The sequence below is a fragment of the Arthrobacter sp. NPDC055585 genome (genome assembly GCF_053619115.1).
In genome coordinates this window covers 25439-52402 of sequence record NZ_JBSHIT010000012.1, presented here as the reverse complement: position 1 = coordinate 52402, position 26964 = coordinate 25439, and the positions used below count along the sequence as shown (strand labels likewise).

Here is a 26964-nt window from a genome sequence, read left to right as displayed (position 1 = left end):
CTGCAGCGAGCTACGCGACTACCAGGTCCTGCCCATCGGGCTTATGGTTGGCGAGCGCCGTGCTTTGGACCGCCGGGTCTTCGTAGGTGTTCCAGTAGTAGGTCATCGTCTTGGCGGAAAAGAGTCCGGTGTAGATCGTTTTCTCGAAGGCACCGTCCCCCATGGCTGCGCTGCCCTCCACCATGGCAACCTGCTGCAGCGTGTGGAAGGCACGGCTGACGTTGTCCGCCTCGGTTGTCTTCTGCGGATAGTGCGCGTGGACATAGGCTGCCCGCACGAAGCGCGACGGCGAGTAGTAGTCCCCGGGAATGCCGCGCATCAGCGAGCCCGAACCGAACGGGGTCAGGTGCGCCTGGTTGAGAACGACTTCCTGGGGGAACTCGGGGGACAGGTTGAGGTAATTGCGCAGGTTCTCGTGGTGCCAGTTAAAACCGGGCTGGTTGGTGAGCACATCGACGTCGTCGTGGAAGACCTCCATGCCCGCGCTGGTGTACTCCACCACGATGGCACGCTTCGCGTCACCGATGATCCAGTGCAGCATTGAGCTCGGGTACTTGTCATTGATGGGCCGGTCCACGATGGCGACGCTGCCCAGCGCTGCCTCGACTTCGTCCACACTGGCGAACTGCGAAGCCACCCAGAGCGGGAACTCGAACGCGGGAACATTGACCGCACCCGTGACCTGGTCCGGTGCGTAGTGGGCGTATCCCGGGAAGTTCAGTCCGGCTACGGCCAGCCCAACGTCGTTGCCGCAGTCGAAGTACAGCGGCGTGTCTTCCTCCACAATCCCCATGCCGATGACAGCGTGTTTGATTTCCTGTACGGCGCCAAACGGTGATTTCGGCGTGTATCCGGTGGGTGTCACCACCACCCGTTCGCCGTAACCGTTGGTCCAGTCCAGGTTGCGGGCGAGATAAAGGTTGCCGCTGCCGTCTGTGTACCTGATACCTGTGCACATGTTGATGCTCCCTGTTCCTGGGAAGTCGCTGTTCCTCCCGCGGTCTTCAGGTTAGGCCTGTGACGCGGGTCTGCGGCAGGTGCCCCGGCCAAACGGGAAGCTGCGTGCACAGATCGGTTCGGGAGCCTGCGGACGGTTGCCTCGCCCGCGTCTTTTTTTGGGGGGTTGACTTGGTTCCGGGAACACAGTTTCTACTGCTTCCACTACCCGAGGGACAGGCCCTCGTGCAGGAGACAAGGAACCAGTTCGATGAACCCCACCCAGGAACTCGTCCACAACTTTCAGGAGCTTCTAGGCCAGGTGCCTGAGCTCCTTCAGCCCTTCATCCTCATGCTCGCAGCCGCTATTCCGTTCCTTGAGGGTGAAGCAGGCGCAATAATCGGCGTCGTCGGCGGGCTGAATCCCGTCCTCGCGGCCGTCGCGGCCGCCATCGGCAACTTTGCCAGCGTGGCGCTGGTGGTGTTTGTTACCTCGCGGGCGCGGACCGCCGTCACCACCCGGGTTGACGCCCGGGCCGAGGCAGCAGCTGCGGCAGCGGGCGGCACGACGCTTGTTGCGGCCCGTACCGCCAAGCCGGAGTCCAAGGGGCGCATCCGCTTCAAGCGCTGGCTTGTCCGCTTCGGTGTCCCGGGAGCAAGCATCCTGGGCCCGCTGGCCATTCCCACGCAGTTCACGGCGTCGATCCTCGTCGCAGGCGGAACCTCCCGCCGCTGGGTCCTGCTCTGGCAGGGCGTGGCGATCATTATTTGGACCACCATTTCCACGGTTCTCATCTGGAGTGCGCTCACGTTCGTCGTAGGGGTCTAGGACCCCATGGCGGCCACATCGCCGGCCACCGCGTTCATCCGGTCCTCGAACTGGTGTCCCCCGGAGTCATGGCGGCGGATCACCGCACCAGGCAGCAGCCCTTCGAACCGTTCAAGGTGTTCGAAGGGCACTGTGCGGTCGTCGCGGCAGTGGTGCAGGAACACCGGCAGACCCGGAGGCAACGTGAAATCCTCAGGCAGCGCATATTCAGCCTGCCAGCCCTCCGATCCCCAGAACGGGGTTGCCAGCAGCACCATCCCCCGGGGCAGGGGGTCCGGGCGTGCAGCTGCGAGACGAAGCAGGGCCATAGACGCTCCGAACGAATGCCCGACGATCACAGTCTCCGGCTCCATTGCCTCATCGATACCGCTCAGCCAGGAACCGGCAGTCATGTCTTCGTCAGGGAAACGGGGCATCGCCACCGGGACCCGCAGCCGGGAACGCAGTTCCTCCGCGATCGGCTGATCATCCGTCCATCCGCCTGCTCCATGCAGAAACAGAACTTCCACTGCCTGCCACCGCCTTCCTGTTGATCTCCCTCCACTCTCCCGCAGCGGCAGGGCTGCCAACAGGGGAGAACCCAAGTGTCCGCGTTCGGGCTGTGCCTGCCCGAACGGATGCGTCTGCTGCTGACGGGGAGGAACCGGCGCTGCTAGCGTTCATCCTCCGGCGGGAGTTCTCCTGCCGGTTCCGGCCTGCAGGGACAGGAGCCCGACATGCCCGCAGAACAGCTGAACGTGATCATTCACGGGGCCGGGGGAGCGATCGGCGGGGCCGTGGCAGAGGAATTCGCCCGCCGCGGAGCGCGGCTGTTCCTCGCCGGGCATGGTGAGTCCTCCGTACACGCCACGGCGGATAAAGTCCGGGCGCTGGGCGGGGACGCGCACACCAGCCGGGTTGATGCCTACAGCCGGGTTGAAGTGGACGCACACACCAACGCGGTGGCCGATACCGCGGGACGAATCGACGTGATGTTCAACGCTGTGGAGATTCCCCGGGTCCAGGGTATTCCGCTGGTGGAGATGGACGCAGACGACGTCGTTGCTCCCGCCGCCGCATGGCTGCGTACCCAGTTCCTCACCGCCCGGTCCGCCGCCGGCTACATGGTGCCTCAGGGCAGCGGGACCATTCTGATGCTCTCAGCGTCTCCCGCCAGACTGGCACTTGCCGGTGTCGGGGGCTTCGCCGCGGCCTGCGCCGCCGTCGAAGCACTGACCCGTACCTTTGCCGCTGAAACCGGAGCAGCCGGAGTCCGGACGGTCTGCCTGCGTCCGCACCGGATCCGGGAGACGATCGGCAGCACACCGGACCTGCCCATGGAGCTGGAGGAGTTCACCCGGTTCCTGGAATCCCTGACCACCAGCGGCACCCTCCCCACGCTCGGGGACGTTGCCCGGGCCGCCGTCTTCGCGGCCACGGGAGGGGCAGCCAGCATGAACGGCACGGTGCTGAACCTAACCGGCGGCATGAGCCCGGACTAAGGGCGCCCACCCTGCCCGTAGAGCCGTGCCGTTGGCTACACTGCCTGCACATGCAGGGGATCGCGGATCACTTTCCGCCGGTGAGCATTGTTGGCGGCGGTGTCATTGGACTGACGACGGCGGTGATCCTCGCCGAACGGGGACACCGGGTCGAGGTCACGGCAGCCGCATACGGGGAGGGTACGGCTTCCTATGCCGCGGCAGCGCTGATCGGGCCCGCAGTGCCGGTGTTCGGAGAGCAGGTCACAGCGTGGACGGAGACCGGGATGGCAGCGTTCAGTGCGCTGGCCCGTGGCCAGGCACCCGGTGTGCGGATGCAGACCGGCCGGCTGGTCAGCTCCATGACCGAGGAGCCGCCGGACTGGGCGGCCCGGGTGCCCGGTTTCCGCCCCTGCGGCAGGGACGAAGCAGCCGGCTACCCCACGGCCTTCTGGGCTGAGCTGCCAGTCGTGGATATGCCGCCGTACCTGCAGTACCTCCGGCACCGGGTTCAGGCTGCCGGCGGAACGCTGCGCACCGGTGAGGTAACGGATCTGACCAGCCACTCTTTGTCCGGGAGTGTAGTCGTCAACTGTGCCGGTGCCGGTGCCCGGGCGCTCGCAGAGGATCCGGACGTTAGTGCTGTGCAGGGACTAAGTGTGATGGTCCCCAACCCCGGACTGGACAGCTTCTTCTACGAAGCCGGGCCCGGGGACTGGGTGTCCTGGTTCTGCCACGGTGACCTGCTCAGCCTGGGCGGTGTTGCCCGAACGGAGGCCATTGCGGACCAGGCTGCCGCCGCGGCGGAGATTATCGCCCGGTGTGCGGCCGTGGAACCACGGCTGGCTTCCCTGCAGCAGCGGGAGGTCCGTGCCGGTGCGCGGCCGGTGCGGCCCGTGCCCCGCCTGGAGTGGGACACCTCCGGTCCAGTGCCGGTACTCCACCACTACGGCCACGGCAGCGTGGGCGTCACCGTTTCCTGGGGAGCCTCCTACGACGCGGCTGAACTGGTCGGCCGGCTGCTCAGGTGAGGACTGCGTCACAATTCATCAATTTGGACGGTGTCCAGCATTATGAACTGGTGACGAACACAGACCTTATCCCGGCAGACGGTGCCGCGGCCGCGGAACCCGTTCCCCAGCGCCGCGCGCGCATTCGAACCTACGTGGCGCTCTTCGCCGGCGTGCTCATTGCCAATGCAGCGCTCTTCGGCTGGGGCCTCGCGGAGGGGTGGTGGCATCCGCACGCCTCCAGCCTGCAGGTCATCGCCGCCATCTCGCAGATCAACATCCTGTTCTCGATCCTGCCGCGCCAGCACTGGATGGTGAACCTGCTGTCCTTCCTGGCCACCAGGGCACCCACGTCCTGGCCGCTCCGGCTGCGCTGGCGGCTGGCTCAGTACTACCACGTGGGCGGACTGCACGTGGGCGGCGCGATTGCGGGAACGCTCTGGTACGTGGTCTACGTCGCCGAGCTGGCGCCCGCTTGGGCGGACGGGGAGGCAGGGTACGACGACGCTTCCCTGGCCATTGCAATTACGGTCGCACTGGTGCTCCTCACTATCTGCGCCCTTGCCGCGCCAGGGTTCCGCACCCGCCACCATGACGTCTTTGAGGCTTCGCACCGGTTCGGCACCTGGACCGTTCTGGTCCTGGGCTGGGCGAACACGCTGATCCTCGCCCATCTGCAGACGCCGGACCGCACGTTTGGCGAGGCGCTGCTGGCGTCGCCGATTTTCTGGATGCTTGTGGTTTCCACCGGACTTGCGCTCTGGCCCTGGCTGCTGCTGCGGAAGGTGCCCATCACCACCGAGCGGCCCTCGAACCACACCATCATTGTCCGGCTGGACCACGGCTTTGTTCCGCCCGTTGGCACTACCCGGGCGATCAGCCGGCACCCGCTGCTGGGCTGGCATCCCTTTGCCTGCATTCCGGCTGCACCGGGGGAGAGCGGCTACCGGATGGTCATTTCCCGTGCAGGCGGCTGGACCAGCGAATTCATTGAAAACCCACCGCGCCATGTCTGGGTCCGCGGCATCCCGACCGTCGGCGTCGCCAATGCCAAGCGTCTTTTCAACCGTGTGCTCTACATTGCCACGGGCAGCGGCATCGGCCCCGCCCTGGGGCACCTGCTCACGGACACCCAGGGCGCCAGGCTCGTCTGGGTGACAAAGACCCCGCGCGCCACCTACGGTGACGGCCTGGTCACCGAGGTGGAGAAGGCACAGCCGGAGGCGGTCATCTGGAACACCAGCGAGCAGGGCAAGCCGGATGTTTTCGAACTGTCCTACGAAACCTTCAAAGCATCTGGTGCCGACGCCGTGATCATCGTGTCCAACAAGGCCGTGACCGGGCGCGTGGTCAGCGAATTCGAACGCCGCGGCATCCCCGCCTTCGGACCCATCTGGGATTCCTGACCCCGGCAGGCATGGAGGCACCGAATGTGAACTGGTAGCTTCGGCTTCCACGAACTGAGGAGTGCACAGTCATGGGCAGAGGGCAGCACGGACGCCGCAGCGGCACCGCTGCGGCGGTGGCAACGGCGGCCGTGCTGGCCCTGTCCGCCTGCAGTGCCGGGCCCGGACAGGAACAGCGCGCACCGGGGACGTTGGTGTCCACAGCGGCGCTCTCCGAACCGGAGACCATCAGCACCGGGCTCGCGTCGCCGTGGTCCATCGCGTTCCTGGACAGCACGCCGCTGGTCAGTGAACGGGATTCGGGCCGGATCCTGGAGCTCGACGGCGACGGGAACCAGCGTGAAGTGGGCCTGATCGACGCGCAGGGACGCGGCGAGGGCGGTCTGCTGGGCATCGCGGTCCGGGACGGCTACCTTTACAGCTACCTGACGGCAGGTGACGAGAACCGGATCGAGCGCCGTGAACTGAGCGGAGCGCCCGGGGCGCTCACCCTGGGGAAGCCCGAGCATGTGCTCTCCGGCATCCCCGCGGGTCCGGTGCACAACGGCGGACGCCTGGCCTTCGGCCCGGACGGGATGCTGTACGCAACCGCCGGCGACGCCGGGAACCGGGCCAGCGCCCAGGACACAGGATCACTGGCGGGAAAGATCCTGCGGCTGGCGCCCGACGGCGGTGTGCCCGGGGACAATCCATTCCCCGGATCGCCGGTGTACAGCTACGGGCACAGGAACCCGCAGGGCATCGCCTGGGACAGCGAAAGAACGCTCTACGCCAGCGAGTTCGGCCAGGACACCTGGGACGAACTGAACGTGATTGAACCCGGCGGCAACTACGGCTGGCCCGACGCCGAGGGGATCGCGGACCGGGAGGGGTTCGTCGACCCCGTGCAGCAGTGGGAACCCGCCGCCGCCAGCCCCAGCGGCATCGCCGTGCTGGGGAACTCGCTGTTCATCGCGAACCTGCGCGGGGAACGCCTGCGGGAAGTGCCGCTGGAAGAGACAGGCAGCGCCGTCGAACATCTGGCCGGCGAAGGCCGGCTCCGCGACGCAGTGGCCGCTCCGGACGGCAGCCTCTGGGTACTGACCGGCAACACGGACGGGAGAGGCACTCCGGGAGCGCAGGATGACCGCATCCTGCGCCTGGAGCTTCAGCCCTGACCGCTGCCCTCAACATTTCCTCGGCAAGGACGTACGATATCCGGCACCGCCATGACATCCGCCTGACCTGTAAGGGGACATCCGTGCCAGAAGTAATCGTTGCCGGCGCCGGACCGACGGGGATTTTCCTGGCCAGTGAGCTGCGCCTGCACGGCGTGGACGTGGTGGTCCTGGACCGGGAACCGGAACCGAACACCATCATCCGTGCCCTGGGCCTGCACTCCCGCAGCATCGAAATCATGGACCAGCGCGGGCTGGGGGAGCACTTTGCTGCCGCCGGGACACGGTATCCGCTGGACGGGTTCTTCGCGGGCATCCTCCGAAGCGCGCCGGAACTGGACACCACCCACCCCTACGTCCTGGGGATACCGCAGACGGAGACCGAGACCCTGCTCACCCGGCGCGCGCTCGAACTTGGGGTCCAGATCCGGCGCGGCAGTGAAGTTGCCGGCCTGGCACAGGACGATTCCGGTGTTCTGGCCACGCTGACGGACGGGACCGGGATCCGGGCCCGGTACCTCGTGGGCTGCGACGGCGGCCGCAGCACTGTCCGGTCCCTGGCCGGGATCGGTTTTCCGGGGGAGCCGAGCAGACGGGAGTTCCTGCTGGGCGAGGTCGAGCTCGCGGCGCCGCCGGAAGAAGTGGCTCAGGTTTCAGCCCGGGTCCGCGAAACCCACCGCGACTTCGGCGCCGGGCCCGTGGAAGGCGGCGCCTTCCGGGTAGTAGTTCCGGCTGAAGGCGTTGCCGAAGACCGCAGCGTGCCGCCTGCCCTGGAGGAACTGAAGCAGCAGCTGCGCACTTACGCCGGCACGGACTTTGGTGCCCATTCAGCGCGGTGGATCTCCCGTTTTGGGGACGCCGTCCGGCTGGCCGATTCCTACCGTGCCGGGAGGGTGTTCCTGGCCGGCGACGCAGCGCACGTTCATCCGCCCTTCGGCGGCCAGGGGCTGAATCTTGGCCTGCAGGACGCGCTGAACCTTGGCTGGAAGCTCGCTGCCGCCGTGAACGGCTGGGCACCCGAAGACCTGCTGGACACCTACTTCACCGAACGGCACCCGGTGGCGGCCGACGTCCTGAACATCACCCGCGCCCAGTCCGAACTGGTTTCCACCGAGCCCGGGCCGCGTGCGGTGCGCAAGCTGCTCACGGAACTGATGGAGTTCGACGCCGTCAACCGGCACCTGATCGGCAAAATCACGGCGCTGGACATCCGCTATGACTTCGGACCGGGTCCGGCCCAGCTCGGCCGCCGGCAGCGGGATATCCGGCTGGGCCAGGGCACACTCTATGATCGGATGCACACCGGACGCGGAGTCCTGCTGGCCCGGACGGGAGAGCTGCTGCTGGAAGGCTGGGAAGACCGGGTGGACCAGATCGTGGAACCGGAATGGGAACCGCAGACGCCGTCACTGCTGCTGCGACCGGACGGACATGTGGCCTGGCTGGAAAGCGAGCCTGACGACGACGGCGGGCCCTCGTCCGGCAGCCAGGCGGACCTGGTGGATGCGCTGGAGACCTGGTTCGGGCCGCCGAGCCTGCCAAGCATGGTGCAGCTGGCCAACCTGACCTGAAAAAGACTCAGCGCGGCAGAGCCCGCCCAAGATGAAGGATCCGCCATGACCGACGGAATACTCGCATTCGGGATCTCCCTCAACGTTCCCGACCCGGCCGCCTCAGCTGCCTTCCTTGCCCGGAACTTCGGGTTCCTTACCGAAATGCAGGATGAGGGTTTCGTTTCGCTGAAACATCCCGACGGCGGGCCGAACGTCGTCTTCCTGCGCACCGGCCTTCCCACCTTCAAACCCGCAGAGATTGCCGGGCGTGCGCGCGACGGCCTGCTCCTGGTGCTGGTGGTCGCTGACCTGGACGAGCGCCACGGTCGTCTGGCAGCCGCGGGCGCCGACGTCGTTACCCCGCCGGAAACCGAGCCATGGGGCGAACGCTACGCCCAGTACCGGGACCCGAACGGCCTGATCATTCAGCTGGTGCAGTGGGTCTGACGGCGGCACTGGATCCCTCCCGGGCGTCGAGCCGGAACACGCGGATACCGTCGACCACCTGTGAATCGGCGAGCGAGGGACGGGCAGCCTGCGGTCAAAGGGCAATGCCCGAGCCGGCACCGGTGAGGCGGGAAGCACGGTACGGCCGGGAGCGGATGCCGCTGCGCATGATGTTGGGCGGATCCCCTAATCAGCCCATGTCAGCTGCCGGTGGAGGACAAACGGGTGTCCGCTGGAAGCGCTGCGCGACGGGGAGGAAATCCCCTGTGCCGCAGACGCCCCATAACAGGTAGGCTAAGACAGCCGGTAAGGCACGAACGGTAAGCGAGTGTACACATGGCCAGCCGCCGCAATGGCAGCATGGCCGGTTCTTTTTGGGGAGGAAACACCATGGCGGGCGAGGAATACAACGCCGCACGAGCGGACGATCAGCGTGGCTTCAGCGCGGAGGACACGACGTCGATCAGCCTTCCGCCTCTCTCCGATGCCACGTCCATCGAACCGAAGCTCAGCGCTGACGAGCGCGCCGCCGTCGCTGCGCTTCCGTCAGGCTCTGCACTGCTGATTGCGCACACCGGACCGAACGCCGGAGCCCGTTTCCTGCTGGACCAGGATGTGACGACGGCCGGACGCCACCCCAACGCGGATGTCTTCCTGGACGATGTCACGGTTTCCCGCAAGCATGTGGAGTTCCGCCGCACCCCGGAAGGATTCCGTGTGGTGGATTCAATGAGCCTGAACGGCACCTACGTCAACAACGACCGCGTGGACAATCTGCTGCTGCGCACCGGAAACGAAGTCCAGATCGGCAAGTTCCGGCTCACCTTCTACGCTGCTCGCCCGGCTGCCGGCACGGCTTAAAGGCGGGACGCGGATGCCAGGACCAGATGCTGCGCGGCGGGCCATCGGCTCTGCCGCGGAGCGTTCGCGCCCGCTGGTACTGAACATCGGGCAGGTCCTGGCGGACCTGAGTGCCGAGTTTCCGGGGATCAGCGCCTCCAAAATCAGGTTTCTGGAGGAGAAGGGCCTGGTATCCCCGCAGCGCACCGCTGCGGGCTACCGGAAATACACCTCGCAGGACGTTGAGCGGCTGCGCTTTGTCCTGGCCCTGCAGCGCGACCAGTACCTGCCGCTGAAAGTCATCAAGGATTACCTCGATGCCGTGGACCGGGGGGAGCGTCCGGAATCGCTGCCCGGCGGCATCAGCCTGGCGCCCCGGGCAGTGTCCGACCAGCTGGCCGAGGAACTCGCGGCCCGTTCCCGTGCACGCCTGCTGTCCTTCGATGAGCTGGTGGCTGAGTCCGGTGCCTCGGCGGAGCTTGTCCGCAGCCTGATCAGTTTTGGTCTTATCAGCGCTGAAGCCCAGCAGTATGATGAACACGCCCTGAAGGTCGCCAAAGCGTGCCGCCAGCTCGAAGCCCACGGCATCGAACCACGGCACCTGCGGCCCTTCCGGGCGGCAGCGGACCGGGAAATCGGACTGGTGGAACGGGCCATTGCCCCCGTTGCCTCACGACGGGACGTTGCCTCGCAGGCACGGGCTGCCGAGACAGCCCGGGAGATCAGCGACCTCTGCCTGAGCCTGCACAGTGCCCTGGTCCACGGACAAATAGCCCGGATGGAGAGCTGACGCAGATGCAGGAAGTCGAAGTGGTGGGCGTTCGGATCGAGCTGCCCTCCAACCAGCCCCTGGTCCTGCTGAAGGAAGCTGAGGGAGAGCGGCACCTGCCGATCTGGATCGGCGCTCCCGAAGCCAGCGCCATCGCGTTTGTGCAGCAGGGGATTGTTCCGCCGCGCCCCATGACCCATGACCTGATGGTCAGCGTCATCAAAGCCCTGGGCCGCCGGGTTACCGAAGTCCGCCTCGTTTCAGTGGAAGATACCGTCTTCCACGCCGAACTGGTGTTCGACGACGGCACGAGGGTGGGCTCGCGCGCCTCCGACGCGATCGCCGTCGCACTGCGGGTACCGTGCCCGATCATGTGCGCGGAGACCGTCCTGGAGGAAGCCGGGGTCCGGATCACGGAGTCCGACGCCGATGACGATGAAGACGAGGCAGAGAACGCAGAGCAGGAACTGCGGCAGTTCCGTGAGTTCCTGGCCGACGTCGAACCCGAGGATTTTGAGCGCTGAAGAATTCGACACGCTCCAAAAAAACCGGCTACATCTTTGACCTAGCCTGCGCACGGATCTAACGTCGAAGCATAGAGTTCCCATTGCGCCAATGGGTTACCGGAGACACACTAGTGAGACCGCGGGCATACATGCCGGCAGGAACCATGTCCAGCTGCACGCTGGCGGTCCCTCTCCCTCCGGCAGCCGTGCGGCTACAGACTTCGCGGGGACCGTTACTAGGAGGAACAGTGAGTCCGAAAGGCGATGCCGGCGAACACCGCGCCGCAGCACCCGGAAAGGTTCTGCCGGCAAGTGCCCAGGGACTGCTGTTCACGGAAGACCTTCCCGTCCTCGATGAAGACGCAGGGTACCGCGGTCCCACGGCCTGCAAGGCTGCAGGCATCACCTACCGGCAGCTCGACTACTGGGCACGCACCGGACTGGTCGAGCCCGCCGTGCGCGGTGCCTCCGGCTCCGGAACCCAGCGCCTGTACAGCTTCCGGGACATCCTCGTCCTGAAGGTCGTCAAGCGGCTCCTGGACACCGGGGTTTCGCTGCAGCAGATCCGCACCGCGGTTGAGCACCTGCGCGAACGCGGAGTTGAGGATCTTGCCCAGATCACTCTGATGAGCGACGGCGCCAGCGTCTACGAGTGCACCTCCGCTGACGAGGTCATCGACCTGGTACAGGGCGGACAGGGCGTCTTTGGCATCGCTGTCGGCCGCGTCTGGCGCGAAGTTGAAGGCAGCCTCGCCCAGCTTCCCAGCGAGCACGCAGATGACCACTCCTACCCGGAGGATGAACTCAGCCGCCGCCGTGCGGCCCGCAAGATCAGCTAGTTTTCACACCTGGACAAAAGGCCGCTTCCCTTCAGGGGAAGCGGCCTTTTGCGGTTTCGAAGTCCTAGCCGGCGTGTCGGCGCATCACCCGGTTGCGTACGCTGCCGGTCTGCACCAGGTTCTTCAGAAGTGCGTCAAAGGAGCTGGCCGCCTGCTTGGCGGAATCTCCCGGCCAGTGGTGCACGGAATGGGCAGCACCCTGGATCTGCTGCCAGTTGGCATGTTCGGCAATGTTCGGTTCCATCAAAAGGTCACCGAACATCTGCTTCATTTCGGCCAGCCGGAACGTGTGTTCGTTGGAGGTGGGACGGACACGGTTGGCCACGATTCCGGCCGGTGCAAGGTTGGGGGCGAATTCCTGCCGGAACAGATCCAGGGCCCGCATGGTCCGTTCGGTTCCGGCAACGGAAAAGAGGCCCGGTTCGGCGACCAGCAGTACACGGTTGCTGGCGCTCCATGCCATCCGGGTCAGCCCGTTCAGCGACGGCGGGCAGTCGATCAGCACCAGGCCGTACCCGCTGACCTTGCCCAGCAGGGTTGAAAGCCTGCGCAGGTCGCGCTTGCCGAGGTCCGGGCGGTCATAGATGCCGGAATAGGCCGAACCCATGGCGACGTCCAGTACAGGGCGGCGGTTCGGATCACTGCCGGGCTGCTTGGCGGCGGTTTCAACCCAGCCGCTGGGAACCACGTTCGCTGCCAGATCGGCACGCCGGGCGCTGCGCAGCATGTCTCCGATACCGAGGTTGTCCCCGGGAGAGACGGCCAGGCCCGTGGTGGCATCGGCATGCGGATCCAGATCCACTACGAGGGTAGGGATGCCGGCAGCCAGAGCGGCTGATGCCAGGCCCAGCGTCACGGAGGTCTTGCCGACGCCGCCCTTCAGGCTGCTGATGCTCACTACTTGCACTTGTTGAACCAATACCTAACGTGTCGAGGGATCACGGGCGCCGGGTCCGTGCCAGGGAACCGTAATCATTCTATGTGACGCAACCCGACAGTCCCGGCAAGTGGGAGTTTGCACATTGGCGCCGTGCACTGAACTATGTTCGATGTGATGTGTCTTACGCATGCTTGCCGTTTGTGCAGGCCGTGCCGAGACTAAAAGCTAGCCCAACGGTCCGTTCCACCACCGCAACGACGCAGGAGTGCAATGTTCTCGAAGATCCTGGTAGCCAACCGTGGCGAAATTGCCATCCGTGCCTTCCGCGCGGCCTACGAACTCGGCGCCAAGACAGTCGCCGTGTTCCCGCATGAGGACCGCAACTCCATCCACCGGCAGAAGGCTGATGAGGCTTACCTGATCGGAAGCGAAGGGCACCCGGTCCGCGCCTACCTGGATGTGGATGAGATCATCCGCGTAGCCAGGGAAGCCGGCTGCGACGCGATCTACCCCGGCTACGGGTTCCTTTCCGAGAACCCCCAGCTGGCACGCGCGGCCAAGGAAGCCGGGATCACCTTCATCGGCCCGGACGCGGACATCCTGGAACTGGCCGGACACAAGGTCCACGCGCTGAACGCCGCCCGGGAGGCCGGCATCCCCGTACTGCGCTCAACGGCACCCAGCGCCGACGCCGATGAACTGCTGGCAGAAGCCGAGGAAATCGGCTTCCCCATTTTCGTCAAGGCCGTCGCAGGCGGCGGCGGGCGCGGTATGCGGCGGGTGGACACCGCCCGTGACCTGCCTGAAGCGCTGCAGGCCGCCATGCGCGAAGCGGATTCAGCCTTTGGTGATCCGACGGTCTTCCTGGAGCAGGCCGTCCTGCGGCCGCGCCACATTGAGGTGCAGATCCTCGCTGACAACGAGGGCAACGTCATCCACCTCTTCGAGCGTGACTGCTCCCTGCAGCGCCGGCACCAGAAGGTCATCGAAATCGCTCCGGCGCCGAACCTGGATGAGAACATCCGCCAGGCGCTTTACCGCGACGCCGTGACCTTCGCGAAGTCCCTGAACTACGTCAACGCGGGAACGGTGGAGTTCCTGGTGGACACCATCGGTGAGCGCGCCGGACAGCACGTCTTCATCGAAATGAACCCGCGTATCCAGGTGGAGCACACCGTCACCGAAGAGATCACCGACGTTGACCTGGTCCAGTCGCAGATGCGCATCGCCGCAGGCGAGAACCTGGCGGACCTGGGACTGGTGCAGGACGAACTGCAGATCCGCGGAGCCGCCCTTCAGTGCCGCATCACCACCGAGGATCCAGCCAACGGCTTCCGTCCCGACGTCGGAAAGATCAGTGCCTACCGCTCCGCCGGCGGCGCAGGCGTGCGCCTGGACGGCGGCACCGTCTACGCCGGCGCGGACATCAGCCCCCACTTCGACTCGATGCTGGTCAAGCTCACTTGCCGCGGCCGGAACTACCCTGCCGCCGTCAACCGTGCCCGGCGCGCACTGGCCGAGTTCCGCATCCGCGGTGTTTCCAGCAACATCTCCTTCCTGCAGGCCGTCCTGGAGGATCCCGACTTCGTGGCCGGCGACGTCGCGACGTCCTTCATCGAGGAGCGTCCGGAACTGCTGAGCGCCCGCGGACCGGCTGACCGCGGCACCAAGCTGCTGAACTGGCTGGCGGACGTGACTGTCCACAAGCCAAACGGTGACCTGCCGGCGCACATCGATCCGCGGGAGAAGCTGCCCACTGACCTTCCCGAGCCCAGGCCCGGATCCCGCCAGCGGCTCCAGGAACTCGGCCCCGAAAAGTTCGCCGCCGAGCTTCGGGCCCAGCAGGCGCTGGCCGTCACGGACACCACCTTCCGCGACGCCCACCAGTCCCTGCTCGCGACCCGCGTCCGAACCCGGGACCTGGTCGGCGCTGCTCCCGCCGTGGCTGCCCTGACACCAGAACTGCTTTCCGTTGAGGCCTGGGGCGGTGCCACGTACGACGTCGCACTCCGCTTCCTCGGCGAGGACCCCTGGGAGCGCCTGGACGCGCTGCGCCAGGCGCTGCCCAACATCTGCATCCAGATGCTGCTCCGCGGACGTAACACGGTTGGCTACACGCCGTACCCCACCGAGGTTACTGACGCGTTCGTTGAGGAGGCAGCGGCCGCCGGTGTCGATATCTTCCGTATCTTCGACGCCCTGAACGACGTCAGCCAGATGGCCCCGGCCATCGAAGCGGTCCGCCGCACCGGAACAGCCGTCGCCGAAGTGGCACTCTGCTACACGGCTGACATGCTCGATCCGCAGGAGAAGCTCTACACCCTGGACTACTACCTGGACCTCGCCCAGAAGATGGTCGACGCCGGGGCGCACATCCTGGCCATCAAGGACATGGCAGGCCTGCTCCGTCCCGCCGCAGCCGCCAAGCTGGTTGCCGCGCTGCGCGAGCGCTTTGACCTGCCGGTCCACCTGCACACCCATGACACCGCAGGCGGCCAGCTGGCAACGCTGCTCGCCGCCGCAGAAGCAGGCGTGGACGCAGTGGACGTTGCCAGCGCAACCCTGGCCGGCACCACCAGCCAGCCCTCGGCGTCGTCACTGGTGGCAGCACTTGCCCACACGGAGCGGGACACCGGCCTGGACCTGGCCGCCGTCAGCTCGCTCGAACCGTACTGGGAAGCCGTCCGCCGGGTCTACGCTCCGTTCGAGTCCGGGCTTGCCGGTCCCACCGGGCGAGTCTACCGGCACGAAATTCCCGGCGGGCAGCTTTCCAACCTGCGCCAGCAGGCGATCGCGCTGGGCCTGGGGGAGCGCTTCGAAGCGATCGAGGACATGTACACCGCGGCGGACCGCATGCTGGGCCGCCTGGTTAAGGTCACGCCGTCCTCCAAGGTGGTTGGGGACCTTGCCCTGCAGCTCGTCGGCAGCAACGTTGCACCGGATGACTTCGAAGAGAACCCGCAGAATTACGACATCCCGGATTCCGTGATCGGGTTCCTCAGCGGTGAACTGGGAGATCCCCCCGGCGGCTGGCCGGAGCCCTTCCGCACCAAGGCACTGCAGGGCCGCAAGCCCAAACCCCGCCACGTGGATCTGACCGAGGTGGACCAGCAGGGCCTGCGCGGGGACTCAGCCACCCGACGCGAGACGCTGAACCGGCTGCTCTTCGCCGGCCCCGCCCGCGAGTTCGCCACCACCCGGGAAACCTACGGCGACCTCTCCGTCCTGGACACCCGCGACTACCTCTTCGGTTTGCGCCCGGGCGTGGAGCACGTGGTGGAACTCGAAAAGGGCGTCCGGCTGATCGCCACCCTGGAAGCCGTCTCGGAGCCGGATGAAAAGGGCATGCGCACCGTCATGACCACCCTGAACGGACAGATGCGTCCGGTCATGGTGCGCGACCGCAGCGTCACCACCGATGCCAAGGTTGCTGAACGCGCCGATCCGGCCCAGCCCGGACACGTTGCTGCTCCCTTTGCCGGCGCCGTCACAGTCACCGTAGAGGAAGGCGCGCAGGTCGGTGCCGGAGAAACGGTGGCCACGATCGAGGCCATGAAGATGGAAGCGTCCATCACCGCGCCGGTGGCCGGCACGGTCAAGCGCCTGGCCGTCAGCGGTGTGCAGCAGGTGGACGGCGGGGACCTGCTGGTGGTCATCGAGCAGGCGTAAGCCACCGCACAGGAACTGAATACGCCGGAGCCGGCGCCGATAGACTGGCAGAGTGACTCACTACGATCTCGCCATCATCGGCTCCGGCTCCGGCAATTCCCTGATTACCCCCGATTGGGACAACCGCAAGGTGGCCGTTATTGACGGCGGCACCTTCGGAGGGACCTGCCTGAACGTCGGCTGTATCCCCACAAAGATGTTCGTCTATCCGGCCCAGCTGGCAGCCTCGGCGGCCGAGGCCGGACGGCTTGGAGTGGACCAGCGGGTGGAGAAAGTCCGCTGGCGCGAAATCCGGGACAGGATCTTCGGCCGGATTGACGCCATCTCCGAAGGCGGGCGGCGCTACCGGGCCGAGGAACTGGAGAACGTAACGCTCTACAGTGAATACGTCCGTTTCACCTCCCCGCACCGCCTTGAGACCGCCTCCGGCCAGGAGATCACCGCTGACCAGATTGTGGTCGCTGCAGGTTCCCGCCCGGTGCTGCCGGTCATCCCCGGCATCGACCTGCCGCAGGTGCACACCTCGGACACCGTCATGCGGGTGGATGACCTTCCCGGCCGGGTCCTGATCCTGGGCGGCGGGTATATCGCCGCAGAGTTCGGCTTTGTGTTCTCCGCCTTCGGTTCCAAGGTGACCATGGCCGTGCGCTCCGGGGCCCTGCTGCGGGCACAGGACGAAACCGTCTCCGAACGCTTCACCGCTGCGGCATCGGAGCAGTGGGACGTCCGCCTGAACACGCAGGTGCAGTCCCTGGCGGAGAACACTGACGGGTCTGTGCGCGCCGTCCTGGCGGGGCCGGACGGAACCGCGGAGCTCGACGTCGACCTTGTCCTGGTAGCCACCGGACGCGTTCCGAACACGGACCGGTTGGACCCCGCAGCCGCGGGCCTGGACGTTGAACCTGACGGCCGCCTGGTAGTGGATGAATACCAGCGGGTGCTCAGCGGCGGAAAGCCCGTTCCGGGACTGTGGGCACTGGGCGACGTGAGCGGCGCCGACCAGCTCAAGCACGTGGCCAACCTTGAAGCACGCACCGTGGCGCACAACCTGGTGCACCCCGATGACCTTCAGACTTCCTCCCACCGGTTTGTGCCCTCCGCGGTGTTCAGCCACCCGCAGATCGCCTCCGTGGGACTCACCGAAGCCCAGGCTCGCGACTACGCCCTGGCCAACGGCATCGAAATTGCCATGGCGGTGCAGGAATACGGCTCGACGGCGTACGGCTGGGCCATGGAGGACAGCACCGGTTTTGTGAAGCTCCTCGCTGACAACGCCACCGGCCGGCTGCTCGGTGCGCACATCATGGGCCATGAAGCATCCATGCTGATTCAGCCGCTGATTCAGGCGATGGCCTTCGGACTCGATGCCAACACCATGGCACGGGGCCAGTACTGGATCCATCCGGCACTCACCGAGGTTGTGGAGAACGCGCTGCTGTCCCTGGGCACCGCGCCGCAGGGCACCGCCCTGCGCCCCTAGGTCCGGCGGCAGAGTAAAAGGCGGGAGCCCCGGAGGATTCTCCGGGGCTCCCGCCTTTGGGTGTGGTGCCTGCAGTACCGGCTAGACCCGCTGTCCGGTATAGATTTCCTCGACCACGTCGGAGAAGTCCTTGAGCACCTGGGCCCGCTTGATCTTCAGGGACGGGGTGAGGTGGCCGCTGGATTCGGTGAAGTCTGTGGTGACCACTCGGAAGACCTTGATGGCCTCAGCCTGGGACACGGCCTTGTTGGCGCGGTCCACCAGCGCCTGCAGCTCGTCCTGAAGCTGCTGGGACGCGGCGGCCTCGGCCACTGTGGTGGTCGCGGGCATGCCGTGGCGTTCCAGCCAGCCGGGAAGCGCCTCTTCATCAATGGTGATCAGCGCCGAGATGAACGGACGCTGGTCGCCTACGACGACGCACTGGGAGACGATCGCATCCGCACGGATGGAGTCCTCCAGCATGGCCGGGATGACGTTCTTGCCGCTGGCGGTGACGATGATCTCCTTCTTGCGGCCGGTGATCTTCAGGAAGCCGTCGGAGTCCAGCTGCCCGATGTCGCCGGTGCGGAACCAGCCGTCGGCGAAGTTCTCCTCGGTCAGGTCCGGGCGCTTGAAGTAGCCCTTCATCACGCTGATGCCCTTGGTGAGGATTTCGCCGTCGTCCGCGATCTTGACCGCGTTGCCCGGCAGCGGTGCGCCGACGGTGCCGATCTTGATCAGCTGGGGCGTGTTCACGCTGATCGGTGCAGTGGTCTCGGTCAGGCCGTAGCCTTCCAGGACCATGACGCCGATCCCGTCGAAGAAGTGTCCCAGCCGGTCGCCCAGCGGGGCGCCGCCGGAAATCGCGTACTGGACCCGTCCGCCCATGGCGGTGCGGATCTTGGAGTAGAGCAGCTTGTCGAACAGGGCGTGGCGCAGCTTCAGTCCCACGGGGATCTTGCCCGTTTCCTTGGCCTTGGAGTATTCGATGGCGGTCTTGGCGCCGGCGTGGAAGATCTTGCCCTTACCGCCGTCCTCAGCCTTCAGCATCGAGGAGTTGTAGACCTTCTCAAAGACGCGGGGGACCACCAGCAGGAAGGTGGGCTTGTAGCTTTGCAGGTCCGGGAGGAGATTCTTCACATCCGGGGTGTGAGCAACGGTGGAGCCGGCGGCAACGGCCAGAACCGAGATGAACCGGGCGAAGACGTGTGCCAGCGGCAGGAACATGATGGTCTGGGCACCCTCCTTGGCAACCTCGGGCAGCGCTGCCGTGGAGTTGCGGGAAAGGTTGACGAAGTTGCCGTGGGTCAGCTCGCAGCCCTTGGGCTTTCCGGTGGTGCCGGAGGTGTAGATGATCGTTGCCGTGTCGGCCAGGTTCGCTGAGGAGCGGCGGGCTTCGAGCTCTTCATCGGACACGGATGCTCCGGCCTTCCGGAGCTGGTCCAGTCCGCCGCCGTCCATCTGCCAGACGTTCTTCACTGCGGAGAGGTCCTCGTCCGCCCCGGCCTGGCGCACCACGTTTTCATGGCGGGCCGCCTCGACCACGATGCCCACAGCCTCAGAATCACCCAGGATCCACGCGACCTGGGCCGGGGAGGAGGTCTCGTATACCGGCACTGACACAGCTCCGGCGAACCAGATGGCGAAGTCCACCAGCGTCCACTCGTAGCGGGTGCGGGCCATGATGCCCACGCGGTCCCCCTGTCCGATTCCGCTGGCAATCAGTCCCTTGGCAATGCGTGTGACGTCGGCCAGGAACTCGGTCGCGGAGATGTTCTGCCAGGTATCACCGGTTGAGCGCACGGCGAAGAGGGCCGGATTGGAAGGCTTGGCTGCCTGTTCCAGAAGCAGGTCCGTAGTGTTCGTCTCCGGTGCGGATTCCACCAGGACTGGAACGCTGTATTCGCGCACGATAGCTCCTTTGATATCTGTTTGGACGGCGGGTTGCCCCTTAGCCTATAACCTAGATCACATTTTATACTGGCGGGTAACTTTCGAACGCATAACTCTTGCGTGTCCGGGGGGTTGCCCTTTGCCTAGAATGGGTCTTTGATGCGTTCCCCAAACCCAGCTCCCGTCCCCCTTCCGCCTGCTGCGCGGTGGCCGCGCCGACCCGATCCGCTGCGTCCGCGGCGGCCCGTCAGGCTTTCGTCTCCAATGCGCAGGCGTGGCCTGGCCATCGGAATCGACATCGGCGGGACAAAGGTGGCGGCCGGGCTGGTAGATGCCAGCGGTCGGGTGCTGGAAGTCCTGCGACGGTCCACTCCCGGCCAGGATCCGCGCGAAGTTGAGAACGTCATTGTTGAACTGGTGCGCGAGCTTTCCGCCCACAAGCACGTCTGGTCCGTGGGCATTGGCGCTGCGGGGTGGATGGACCTTGCCGGCAGCACGGTGCTGTTCAGTCCGCATCTGGCCTGGCGCAACGAACCGCTGCAGGAGAACCTTGAACGGCTGCTGCGCCGCCGGGTGTACCTGGCGAACGACGCCGACGGCGCGGCCTGGGCGGAATGGCGCTTCGGCGCGGGCAGGGGAGAGAGCAGGCTTGTCTGCATCACCCTGGGCACCGGAATCGGCGGCGCCATGATCATGGATGGACGGCTGGAACGCGGGCGCTTTGGCGTGGCCGGCGAGTTCGGGCACCAGATCATCATGCCGCTGGGCCAGCGCTGCGAGTGCGGCAACCGCGGCTGCTGGGAACAGTACGCCTCCGGCAATGCGCTGGGCCGCGAGGCCCGGGAACTTGCGGCGGCCAACTCGCCGGTGGCACAGGAGATCCTGCGGAGCGTCCAGGGAAACATTCCGGATATCACCGGGGCCGTAGTTACCCGGCTGGCCCTGGAAGGGGACCGCACCGCCATTGAACTGGTCGGCGAGGTTGGCGAATGGCTGGGACTGGGGCTTTCCAATCTGGCTGCAGCGCTGGATCCGGGGATGTTCGTCATTGGCGGCGGACTCAGCGACGCCGGGGAGCTGCTGCTGGAACCGGCCCGCCGTGCCTATGCCCGCAATCTCACCGGCCGCGGATTCCGGCCGGAAGCCCGGATCGAAAAGGCAGCGCTGGGACCGGCTGCGGGGCTGATCGGAGCCGCGGATCTTTCCCGGGTGGCTGCCCGGCGGTGATGCTGCGCTGCGGTTAGACCGCAGCGCCGTCGTCGCCCTCATCCCTGGACTGGGGGAGGCGGAAAAGCAGGTAACCGGCACAGGTGACGAAAATGGCCACGATCCCCAGTACCACCGGCATCGGAGCACCGCGCCAGAGCATGGCAAACAGGAGCAGCAGCAGCGGGCCTCCTGCTGCGCCCAGCCAGGCGAGGATAACCAGCGGCTCACCGCTGCCCAGCGGCGGCGGTTCTTCGGGTATGAAGGACCCGTCTGACTCGTCCTCTTCGGGACTGTAGTCCCGGGGCCCCGGTTCCGCGGGAGGTCGCTGGCCGCGGTGCAGCGGCTGGTTCTCGAAAATGGCGCGTGTGCGGTCCGCAGCGGAGAGCGGCCCTGCTGCCGGGGGGATGCCCGGGCCCGGTGCGGTGTGCGGCGCCTGGCTGCCTTCATCCTTCGGAGCCGGAGGCTGCTGCCGGGGATCGGTCTCCGGGGTTTCCTGTAGCCGCGCCACCAGGTCAAGCCAGGTGGCCTCGTCAGTGGATTCGTTGCGGTCCGGTTCGCGGTCACTCATGCTGTGGCACCTGCACTCACCCGTTGGATGAACTCGTGGGAACGGTCAAAGATCAGTTGTGCGTCATGGTCCATGGTGGCCACGTGGTAGCTGTTTGTCAGCGGGACCACCTCCAAATCGGTGCTGCCTACCAGCTTGCGGAGCAGATCCATGCTGGATTCGGGAACCACCGGGTCCACGGTGGAGCGGAAGGCGATGACGGGCGAGTTTACCCGGGGCAGATGCTCCGCAGTGTCCTTGAAAAGCTTGAGCAGCTGCGCCACGGCCCCCACGGGGGTGCGCGCGTAGGCCCCTTCGTCCTGCCCGGGCAGCCTGATGCTGTTCCCGATCGCCGGAACCGAGGGCATAACGTACTTGAGCAGGTGAGCGTAGCGTGCCCGCGGATCCGCAACCGTCAGGCCCGGATTAACGACGGCGACTCCCGCCACCGGCTGCCGTGCGGCCAGGCGCAGGGCCAGCGCCCCGCCCATTGAGAGACCGGCCGCCACCACGTTCTCGGTTCTGGCAGCGAGCTCGGTGTACGCGTCCTCGTACCCCTGGTACCAGCGCTGCCATGGTGTCCGGGCCAGTTCCTGCCAGGTGGTGCCGTGTCCGGGAAGCAGCGGCAGGCTCACGGCATACCCGGCACCGGCCAGATACCGTGCCCAGCCCAGCATGCTCACGGTGGAACCGGTAAACCCATGGCTGAGCAGTACGCCGGTCGATGCGTTTGGGCCGTCGCCGGCGCTTGAAAACGGTGCCGGGCCCCCAGGGGAAGTCATGACTCTATGGTTGCATTAGGCGGGCAATTTTCCACCCCGCAGGAAACAAAGTCTGCTGTGTCAGCCGGGGCGGAAATTCTACGCTGCCGCTGCGGCGCTTACAGTAGTAGTAAGGGGAGCCAAACGGGTTCCCTGTTTGTCTTGAAATGTCTTGTCCGGACGGGAGAGCTGGCCGCGTGTTCTATTGGGTGATGAAGACGATTTTCATCGGACCGGTGGTGAACCTCCTGTTCAGGCCGTGGGTCAAGGGCATGGACAACGTTCCCGCCACGGGGCCGGCGATTCTCGTCAGCAACCATCTCTCCTTCTCAGACTCGATCTTCCTGCCGCTCGCCGTGCCGCGGCCGGTGAGCTTCCTGGCGAAGTCGGAGTACTTTACCGGCCGTGGAATCAAAGGCAAGCTCACCGCTGCCTTTTTCCGCATGACCAACCAGCTGCCTATTGACCGCTCCGGCGGCGCTGCCTCCGAGGCCGCACTGCGTGCCGGAGTGAAGGTGCTTGAAAGCGGCAACCTGCTGGGCATTTATCCGGAAGGAACCCGCAGCCCGGACGGACGGCTGTACCGCGGCAAAACCGGCGTTGCCAAGATGGCGCTGCAGACCGGCGTCCCCGTTATTCCGGTAGCGATGATCGGCACGGACAAGGTCCAGCCGATTGGACGCAGGATTCCCAACATCCGCCGCATCGGGATCATTGTTGGTGAACCCCTGGATTTTTCCCGCTACGCCGGTATGGAAAACGACCGCTTTGTGCAGCGCTCGGTGACCGACGAGATCATGTATGAACTTATGCGGCTCTCCGGCCAGGAGTACGTGGACGTCTACGCCAGTACCGTCAAGGACAAGATGGCCGCAGCCCGTAAGGCCTCCAAGACGGCAGAAGCGCGCAGCGCCGCCGTCCGGGCGCCGCATGCCGGCACTCCGGAACCCGGAGTTGGTCCCGGATCCGGAAAGCGCAGCAGCACCAAGGAACCCGGAGAGGTAACCGTTATCGGCGCTCCGGACCCGGCAGTGCAGAACAACACCGCAGCAACGAAGGACCCGGCCGGGCCGGAACCCCGCTCCGGGGATGACGCCACTGCCGGCGGAGCGCAGGAGACGCAGCGCGGCGCCTGAGGTATGGCCGGATGCACACTGCGTAACGGGACACATTGGATCGCAGCTTGCGGGCCCCGGGAAGTAGGGTTAAGGCGTGACCCAAAAACCTGCTGACCTAGATCCCAGTTTCCCGCCGTCCTCCGGAGCCGCCGTCTATCCCGGACTGGATGATTGGCGGTCCCTGCCGATTTCCCAGCAGCCCACCTGGCACGAGGATCCGGGCTATGCCGCCGCCGTGGCGGAGCTGTCCATGGTTCCGCCGCTGGTGTTCGCCGGGGAAGTCGACATCCTGCGTGAGCGCCTGGCCCAGGCTGCCCAGGGAAAGGCCTTCCTGCTGCAGGGCGGAGACTGCGCGGAAACCTTCGAGGCCGCGACTGCAGACAAGATCAGTGCCCGCGTCCGCACCATCCTGCAGATGTCCGTAGTGCTGACCTATGGCGCTTCGCTTCCGGTGATCAAAATGGGCCGTATGGCCGGCCAGTTTGCGAAGCCCCGTTCCTCCAATGACGAGACGCGGAACGGCGTTACGCTTCCGGCCTACCGCGGGGACATGGTCAACGGCTTCGACTTCACCGCGGAGTCCCGCCGGCATGATCCGGCACGCATGGTCCGGGCGTACCACACCTCGGCTTCGACGCTGAACCTCATTCGTGCCTTCACCCAGGGAGGCTTTGCCGACCTGCGCCTGGTCCACCACTGGAACCGCGGTTTCACAGCCAACCCGGCGCATTCACGCTACGAGTCCCTCGCCCGGGACATCGACCGTGCCGTGCGCTTTATGGACGTCTGCGGAGCAGACTTCGAAGCGCTCAAGCGTGTTGAGTTCTTTGCCAGCCACGAGGCCCTGCTGCTGGATTACGAGCGCGCCCTGACCCGCATCGATTCGCGTACCGGCAAGCCGTACGACACCTCTGCCCACTTCCTCTGGATCGGTGAGCGGACCCGGGACCTCGATTCAGCGCATGTGGACTTCCTGTCCCGTGTCCGGAACCCGATCGGCGTGAAGCTGGGGCCCAACAGCACTGCAGAGGACGCCCTGGCCCTGATCGAGAAGCTGGACCCGAACCGCGAGCCGGGCCGCCTGACGTTCATCACCCGAATGGGCGCAGCGAACATCCGCGAGAAGCTGCCCACGCTGGTGGAGAAGGTAACAGCCTCCGGTGCGCAGGTCCTGTGGGTGACGGACCCGATGCACGGGAACACCGTCACATCGCCCAACGGCTACAAGACCCGCAATTTCGACGACGTCATGGACGAGGTGCGCGGCTTCTTCGAAGTCCACAATGAGCTGGGAACGTTCCCCGGCGGCCTGCACGTTGAAATGACCGGCGACGACGTCTCCGAGTGCCTGGGCGGAGCCGATCCGGTGGACCAGGAAGCATTTGTGGAAGGCTACGAGTCCGTCTGCGATCCGCGGCTGAACCACATGCAGTCCCTGGAGATGGCGTTCCTGGTGGCGGGTGCCCTCGCCGAAAAGAACTGATCCACGAACAGCGCTGCGTGCCGGACTCCCGGCCCGCAGCGCTGTTTTTGTTCTGTGCGGTGAGCGCCCCTAGACCACGGTCAGCGTAATGACGGATCCTTCGGGTGCCGTCCCGTCAGTAGGATCCTGCGCCCGGACGGTACCGAAGAACCCGCCGAGGATTTCATTGACCTCAACCCTGAATCCGAGCTTCTCCAGCTCCTGCCGAGCGGTATCGGCCTGCTTGCCCACGTAGCTGGGCACCTGGACCATGCGCGGGCCGTCGGAGATGGTCAGGGTAACCGTTCCGCCGCGTTCCAGCAGGCCGGACGCGGGATTCTGTGCGGCAACGGACCCCTTGGCTACCTCTGTGCTGTTCACGCGTTCAGGGGACACTGTGGCAACGAGCCCGGCCTCTTCAATCAGCCGCACGGCTTCCTGCTCCGTCTTTCCCGCCACCGCGGGTACCTCCACAGGGGCAGGACCCTTGGAGACTTGCAGGTCCACGGGAGCGCCCCGGCGCAGGTCGGTGTCGGCCGCCGGAACCTGCGCAATCACCTGGCCGGCGGGAACGTCTTCGCTGAATTCCTCGGTTACGGCACCTGTGGCGAGTCCGGCGTCGGAGATTTTCTCCTCAGCGTCCTTCAGGGGCCGCTGGATCACGTTCGGAACGCTGAACAGTTCCGGTCCGCGGGAGACCAGCAGGGTCACCGGCTGAAACCGCCGGACCTGCTGTGCGGCCGCAGGATCGGTTCCCACCACCAGCCCTGCGGCAACCACCTCGTCATATACCTCGTTAGTGGTGTAGCGCAGCCCCTCTTCGCTCAGCCGTCCCCCCGCTGCATCCACTGAGGTGTTGCTGACCTCGGGGATGGACACCAGAGCCCCGGGGCCGGCGCCGAAGAACCAGCCGGCGAAGGCTGCGGCGGCGATGAGTACGGTGAGCAGGAGCGCCAGCAGGACCCCGCGGCGGCGGGGGCGGCCGGAGCGCAGGGAGACCTCCGGGCGCTGCGCAGCCCGGCTTGCCTCTTTCTGGTTCGCCTTGAAGTCCCGCCGCGCCTGGCGGCGGCCTGCCCGTCCGGAAAGCTCCGGATAGTCTCCGTCGTCCCCGCCCGGCTCACCGGGATCGGCGTCGTCGTAGGCTTCGTCGTCTGAATGGGCGCCGGGCGCGTAGGCCGGCGGGTTCTGCGCCCGTCCCATCACGGTTGTTGGATTCTGGGTCCGGGCCAGGACTTCAGTCGCGTTGGGCTCCGCGCGCCTGATCACCTCGGTGGCTCCGGAAGGCGGAGGCGGAATCACAGTGGTCCGTTCTCCGTGCCCCGGCTGGGCAGGTGGCAGCGCGCCGGGGGCGTGGAAGTCCAGCTGTTCATCAGTGAGGGACGTGCGGATGTGCCGCAGTTCCCCCAGGAGCGCCCGGCCGTCCACGGGACGGCCTTCGGGATCCTGGGAGGTACACCAGAGAACCAGCTCATCAAGGTCCTCGGAAAGGCCGGGGCAGGCCGCGGAGGGGGCCGGCACCGAGGAATGCACATGGGCGAAGGCCACCTGGATGGGAACCTCGCCGGTAAACGGCTGGGATCCGGTGAGCATTTCGTAGAGCATGATGCCGGCCGAATAGATGTCGCTGCGGGCATCGGCTCCGGCTCCGGTGACGAGCTCAGGGGCCAGATAGGCCACCGTTCCCACCAGGGTTCCGGTGTTGGTGCTGGTGGTCACCGCCCGCGCCAGGCCGAAGTCCGCGATCTTGATGGCGCCGCTGCTGGCCAGCAGCACGTTCTCGGGTTTGACGTCGCGGTGCACCAGCCCGGCCTCGTGGGCGGCAGCCAGGCCGTCCACCACCGCGTCCATCATGGCCAGCGCCAGGCGCGGGGTGAGCCGGTGGCGTTCGTTCAGGACGTCGCGCAGCGTCCGCCCGGGAACGTATTCCATCACCAGGTAGGACAGGGATTCGGTGACACCCTGGTCCAGGACCCCAACGACGTGCGGGTGGGAGAGCCGGGCAGCGGATTTCGCTTCACGCTCGAACCGGTCCAGGAATCCGCGGTCTGCTGCCAGGTGCGGATAGAGCACCTTCAGGGCAACGTCGCGGTCCAAACGGGTGTCTGTGGCCAGGTAGACCGTGGACATTCCGCCGCGGGCAATGCGGGAACGCACCAGGTAGCGGTTGTCTACCAGGGTCTCCAGAAGTGGGTCAGTCACGGGCTCATGCACCCT

23 protein-coding genes are annotated in these 26964 nt (G+C 66.1%); 16 read left to right on the top strand and 7 right to left on the bottom strand.

The window, feature by feature from the left end; all coding sequences use genetic code 11:
* Nucleotides 1-10 precede the first annotated feature (10 nt).
* Entirely contained in the window at nucleotides 11-958 is a 948-nt protein-coding gene (gene bsh, locus ACWGQ2_RS17265; protein WP_452019472.1) for a choloylglycine hydrolase, read from the bottom strand.
* Nucleotides 959-1207: 249 nt separating this feature from the next.
* Here bsh and ACWGQ2_RS17260 point away from each other — a divergent pair, with 249 nt between their 5' ends.
* Nucleotides 1208-1765, top strand: coding sequence for a small multidrug efflux protein (locus ACWGQ2_RS17260; RefSeq protein ID WP_452019471.1), 558 nt, complete (start codon nucleotides 1208-1210; stop codon nucleotides 1763-1765).
* Here ACWGQ2_RS17260 and ACWGQ2_RS17255 read toward each other — a convergent pair.
* Nucleotides 1762-2274, bottom strand: coding sequence for an alpha/beta fold hydrolase (locus ACWGQ2_RS17255; RefSeq protein WP_452019470.1), 513 nt, complete (start codon nucleotides 2272-2274; stop codon nucleotides 1762-1764). The genes ACWGQ2_RS17260 and ACWGQ2_RS17255 overlap by 4 nt on opposite strands.
* A gap of 207 nt (nucleotides 2275-2481) precedes the next feature.
* On the opposite strand from ACWGQ2_RS17255, the gene ACWGQ2_RS17250 reads away from it, so the two are divergent.
* The 10 genes from ACWGQ2_RS17250 (at nucleotide 2482) to ACWGQ2_RS17205 (ending at nucleotide 11752) form a co-directional block, all read left to right on the top strand.
* Nucleotides 2482-3246 (top strand): SDR family NAD(P)-dependent oxidoreductase, encoded by a 765-nt coding sequence (locus ACWGQ2_RS17250; protein ID WP_452019469.1) that lies wholly within the window; start codon nucleotides 2482-2484, stop codon nucleotides 3244-3246.
* Between the two features lie 50 nt (nucleotides 3247-3296).
* A complete protein-coding gene (locus ACWGQ2_RS17245) occupies nucleotides 3297-4256 on the top strand; it encodes an FAD-dependent oxidoreductase (RefSeq protein WP_452019468.1) in 960 nt (319 codons plus the stop codon).
* A 50-nt stretch (nucleotides 4257-4306) separates the two neighbouring features.
* Nucleotides 4307-5641 (top strand): hypothetical protein, encoded by a 1335-nt coding sequence (locus ACWGQ2_RS17240; RefSeq protein ID WP_452019467.1) that lies wholly within the window; start codon nucleotides 4307-4309, stop codon nucleotides 5639-5641.
* Between the two features lie 71 nt (nucleotides 5642-5712).
* A complete protein-coding gene (locus ACWGQ2_RS17235; RefSeq protein WP_452019466.1) occupies nucleotides 5713-6798 on the top strand; it encodes a PQQ-dependent sugar dehydrogenase in 1086 nt (361 codons plus the stop codon).
* 83 nt (nucleotides 6799-6881) lie between these two features.
* Entirely contained in the window at nucleotides 6882-8369 is a 1488-nt protein-coding gene (locus ACWGQ2_RS17230) for an FAD-dependent monooxygenase (protein ID WP_452019465.1), read from the top strand.
* Between the two features lie 45 nt (nucleotides 8370-8414).
* Complete coding sequence (locus ACWGQ2_RS17225; RefSeq protein WP_452019464.1) at nucleotides 8415-8798, top strand: VOC family protein; 384 nt, start codon at nucleotides 8415-8417, stop codon at nucleotides 8796-8798.
* A gap of 390 nt (nucleotides 8799-9188) precedes the next feature.
* Entirely contained in the window at nucleotides 9189-9659 is a 471-nt protein-coding gene (locus ACWGQ2_RS17220; RefSeq protein ID WP_452019462.1) for an FHA domain-containing protein, read from the top strand.
* A gap of 13 nt (nucleotides 9660-9672) precedes the next feature.
* Nucleotides 9673-10428 (top strand): transcriptional regulator FtsR, encoded by a 756-nt coding sequence (gene ftsR, locus ACWGQ2_RS17215; RefSeq protein ID WP_452019460.1) that lies wholly within the window; start codon nucleotides 9673-9675, stop codon nucleotides 10426-10428.
* Between the two features lie 5 nt (nucleotides 10429-10433).
* Nucleotides 10434-10931 (top strand): bifunctional nuclease family protein, encoded by a 498-nt coding sequence (locus tag ACWGQ2_RS17210; RefSeq protein WP_452019458.1) that lies wholly within the window; start codon nucleotides 10434-10436, stop codon nucleotides 10929-10931.
* Between the two features lie 230 nt (nucleotides 10932-11161).
* Nucleotides 11162-11752 carry a MerR family transcriptional regulator gene (locus ACWGQ2_RS17205; RefSeq protein ID WP_452019456.1) on the top strand — a complete coding sequence of 197 codons (591 nt, stop codon included), beginning with the start codon at nucleotides 11162-11164 and terminating at the stop codon, nucleotides 11750-11752.
* Nucleotides 11753-11816: 64 nt separating this feature from the next.
* On the opposite strand, the gene ACWGQ2_RS17200 is transcribed toward ACWGQ2_RS17205, so the two are convergent.
* Nucleotides 11817-12659 (bottom strand): ParA family protein, encoded by an 843-nt coding sequence (locus tag ACWGQ2_RS17200; protein ID WP_452019454.1) that lies wholly within the window; start codon nucleotides 12657-12659, stop codon nucleotides 11817-11819.
* Nucleotides 12660-12902: 243 nt separating this feature from the next.
* Between ACWGQ2_RS17200 and ACWGQ2_RS17195 the strand changes: the two genes are divergently transcribed.
* Together ACWGQ2_RS17195 and ACWGQ2_RS17190 are read left to right on the top strand one after the other, a co-directional pair.
* The gene (locus ACWGQ2_RS17195) at nucleotides 12903-16301 is read left to right on the top strand and encodes a pyruvate carboxylase (RefSeq protein WP_452019452.1); all 3399 of its coding nucleotides are present in this window, start codon (nucleotides 12903-12905) and stop codon (nucleotides 16299-16301) included.
* A gap of 52 nt (nucleotides 16302-16353) precedes the next feature.
* The gene (locus ACWGQ2_RS17190) at nucleotides 16354-17781 is read left to right on the top strand and encodes a mycothione reductase (RefSeq protein WP_452019450.1); all 1428 of its coding nucleotides are present in this window, start codon (nucleotides 16354-16356) and stop codon (nucleotides 17779-17781) included.
* Between the two features lie 81 nt (nucleotides 17782-17862).
* Here the strand turns inward: ACWGQ2_RS17190 and ACWGQ2_RS17185 are convergent, their stop codons facing one another.
* Nucleotides 17863-19671: an AMP-dependent synthetase/ligase gene (locus ACWGQ2_RS17185; protein ID WP_452019448.1), complete on the bottom strand. Its 1809-nt coding sequence runs from the start codon at nucleotides 19669-19671 to the stop codon at nucleotides 17863-17865.
* Between the two features lie 141 nt (nucleotides 19672-19812).
* Here ACWGQ2_RS17185 and ACWGQ2_RS17180 point away from each other — a divergent pair, with 141 nt between their 5' ends.
* Entirely contained in the window at nucleotides 19813-20880 is a 1068-nt protein-coding gene (locus ACWGQ2_RS17180) for an ROK family glucokinase (RefSeq protein WP_452019446.1), read from the top strand.
* A gap of 13 nt (nucleotides 20881-20893) precedes the next feature.
* Here ACWGQ2_RS17180 and ACWGQ2_RS17175 read toward each other — a convergent pair whose 3' ends face one another.
* Nucleotides 20894-21430, bottom strand: a complete 537-nt coding sequence (locus ACWGQ2_RS17175; RefSeq protein ID WP_452019444.1) for a hypothetical protein — start codon at nucleotides 21428-21430, stop codon at nucleotides 20894-20896.
* A complete protein-coding gene (locus tag ACWGQ2_RS17170) occupies nucleotides 21427-22191 on the bottom strand; it encodes an alpha/beta hydrolase (protein ID WP_452019442.1) in 765 nt (254 codons plus the stop codon). The genes ACWGQ2_RS17175 and ACWGQ2_RS17170 overlap by 4 nt, the downstream gene beginning before the upstream one ends.
* Nucleotides 22192-22367: 176 nt before the next feature.
* Here ACWGQ2_RS17170 and ACWGQ2_RS17165 point away from each other — a divergent pair, with 176 nt between their 5' ends.
* Both ACWGQ2_RS17165 and ACWGQ2_RS17160 read left to right on the top strand, forming a co-directional pair.
* A complete protein-coding gene (locus ACWGQ2_RS17165) occupies nucleotides 22368-23306 on the top strand; it encodes a lysophospholipid acyltransferase family protein (RefSeq protein WP_452019440.1) in 939 nt (312 codons plus the stop codon).
* 76 nt (nucleotides 23307-23382) lie between these two features.
* A complete protein-coding gene (locus ACWGQ2_RS17160) occupies nucleotides 23383-24771 on the top strand; it encodes a class II 3-deoxy-7-phosphoheptulonate synthase (protein ID WP_452019438.1) in 1389 nt (462 codons plus the stop codon).
* A gap of 69 nt (nucleotides 24772-24840) precedes the next feature.
* On the opposite strand, the gene pknB is transcribed toward ACWGQ2_RS17160, so the two are convergent.
* Nucleotides 24841-26949 carry a Stk1 family PASTA domain-containing Ser/Thr kinase gene (gene pknB / locus ACWGQ2_RS17155; protein ID WP_452019436.1) on the bottom strand — a complete coding sequence of 703 codons (2109 nt, stop codon included), beginning with the start codon at nucleotides 26947-26949 and terminating at the stop codon, nucleotides 24841-24843.
* Nucleotides 26950-26964: the final 15 nt, after the last annotated feature.

Excerpts from the sequence above, each read along its gene's own strand:
- bsh (WP_452019472.1), bottom strand. The coding sequence starts at position 958 with ATGTGCACAGGTATCAGGTACACAGACGGCAGCGGCAACCTTTATCTC.
- ACWGQ2_RS17260 (WP_452019471.1), top strand. The coding sequence starts at position 1,208 with ATGAACCCCACCCAGGAACTCGTCCACAACTTTCAGGAGCTTCTAGGC.
- ACWGQ2_RS17250 (WP_452019469.1), top strand. The coding sequence starts at position 2,482 with ATGCCCGCAGAACAGCTGAACGTGATCATTCACGGGGCCGGGGGAGCG.
- ACWGQ2_RS17245 (WP_452019468.1), top strand. The coding sequence starts at position 3,297 with ATGCAGGGGATCGCGGATCACTTTCCGCCGGTGAGCATTGTTGGCGGC.
- ACWGQ2_RS17235 (WP_452019466.1), top strand. The coding sequence starts at position 5,713 with ATGGGCAGAGGGCAGCACGGACGCCGCAGCGGCACCGCTGCGGCGGTG.
- ACWGQ2_RS17225 (WP_452019464.1), top strand. The coding sequence starts at position 8,415 with ATGACCGACGGAATACTCGCATTCGGGATCTCCCTCAACGTTCCCGAC.
- ACWGQ2_RS17220 (WP_452019462.1), top strand. The coding sequence starts at position 9,189 with ATGGCGGGCGAGGAATACAACGCCGCACGAGCGGACGATCAGCGTGGC.
- ftsR (WP_452019460.1), top strand. The coding sequence starts at position 9,673 with ATGCCAGGACCAGATGCTGCGCGGCGGGCCATCGGCTCTGCCGCGGAG.
- ACWGQ2_RS17210 (WP_452019458.1), top strand. The coding sequence starts at position 10,434 with ATGCAGGAAGTCGAAGTGGTGGGCGTTCGGATCGAGCTGCCCTCCAAC.
- ACWGQ2_RS17195 (WP_452019452.1), top strand. The coding sequence starts at position 12,903 with ATGTTCTCGAAGATCCTGGTAGCCAACCGTGGCGAAATTGCCATCCGT.
- ACWGQ2_RS17180 (WP_452019446.1), top strand. The coding sequence starts at position 19,813 with ATGCGTTCCCCAAACCCAGCTCCCGTCCCCCTTCCGCCTGCTGCGCGG.
- ACWGQ2_RS17175 (WP_452019444.1), bottom strand. The coding sequence starts at position 21,430 with ATGAGTGACCGCGAACCGGACCGCAACGAATCCACTGACGAGGCCACC.
- ACWGQ2_RS17170 (WP_452019442.1), bottom strand. The coding sequence starts at position 22,191 with ATGACTTCCCCTGGGGGCCCGGCACCGTTTTCAAGCGCCGGCGACGGC.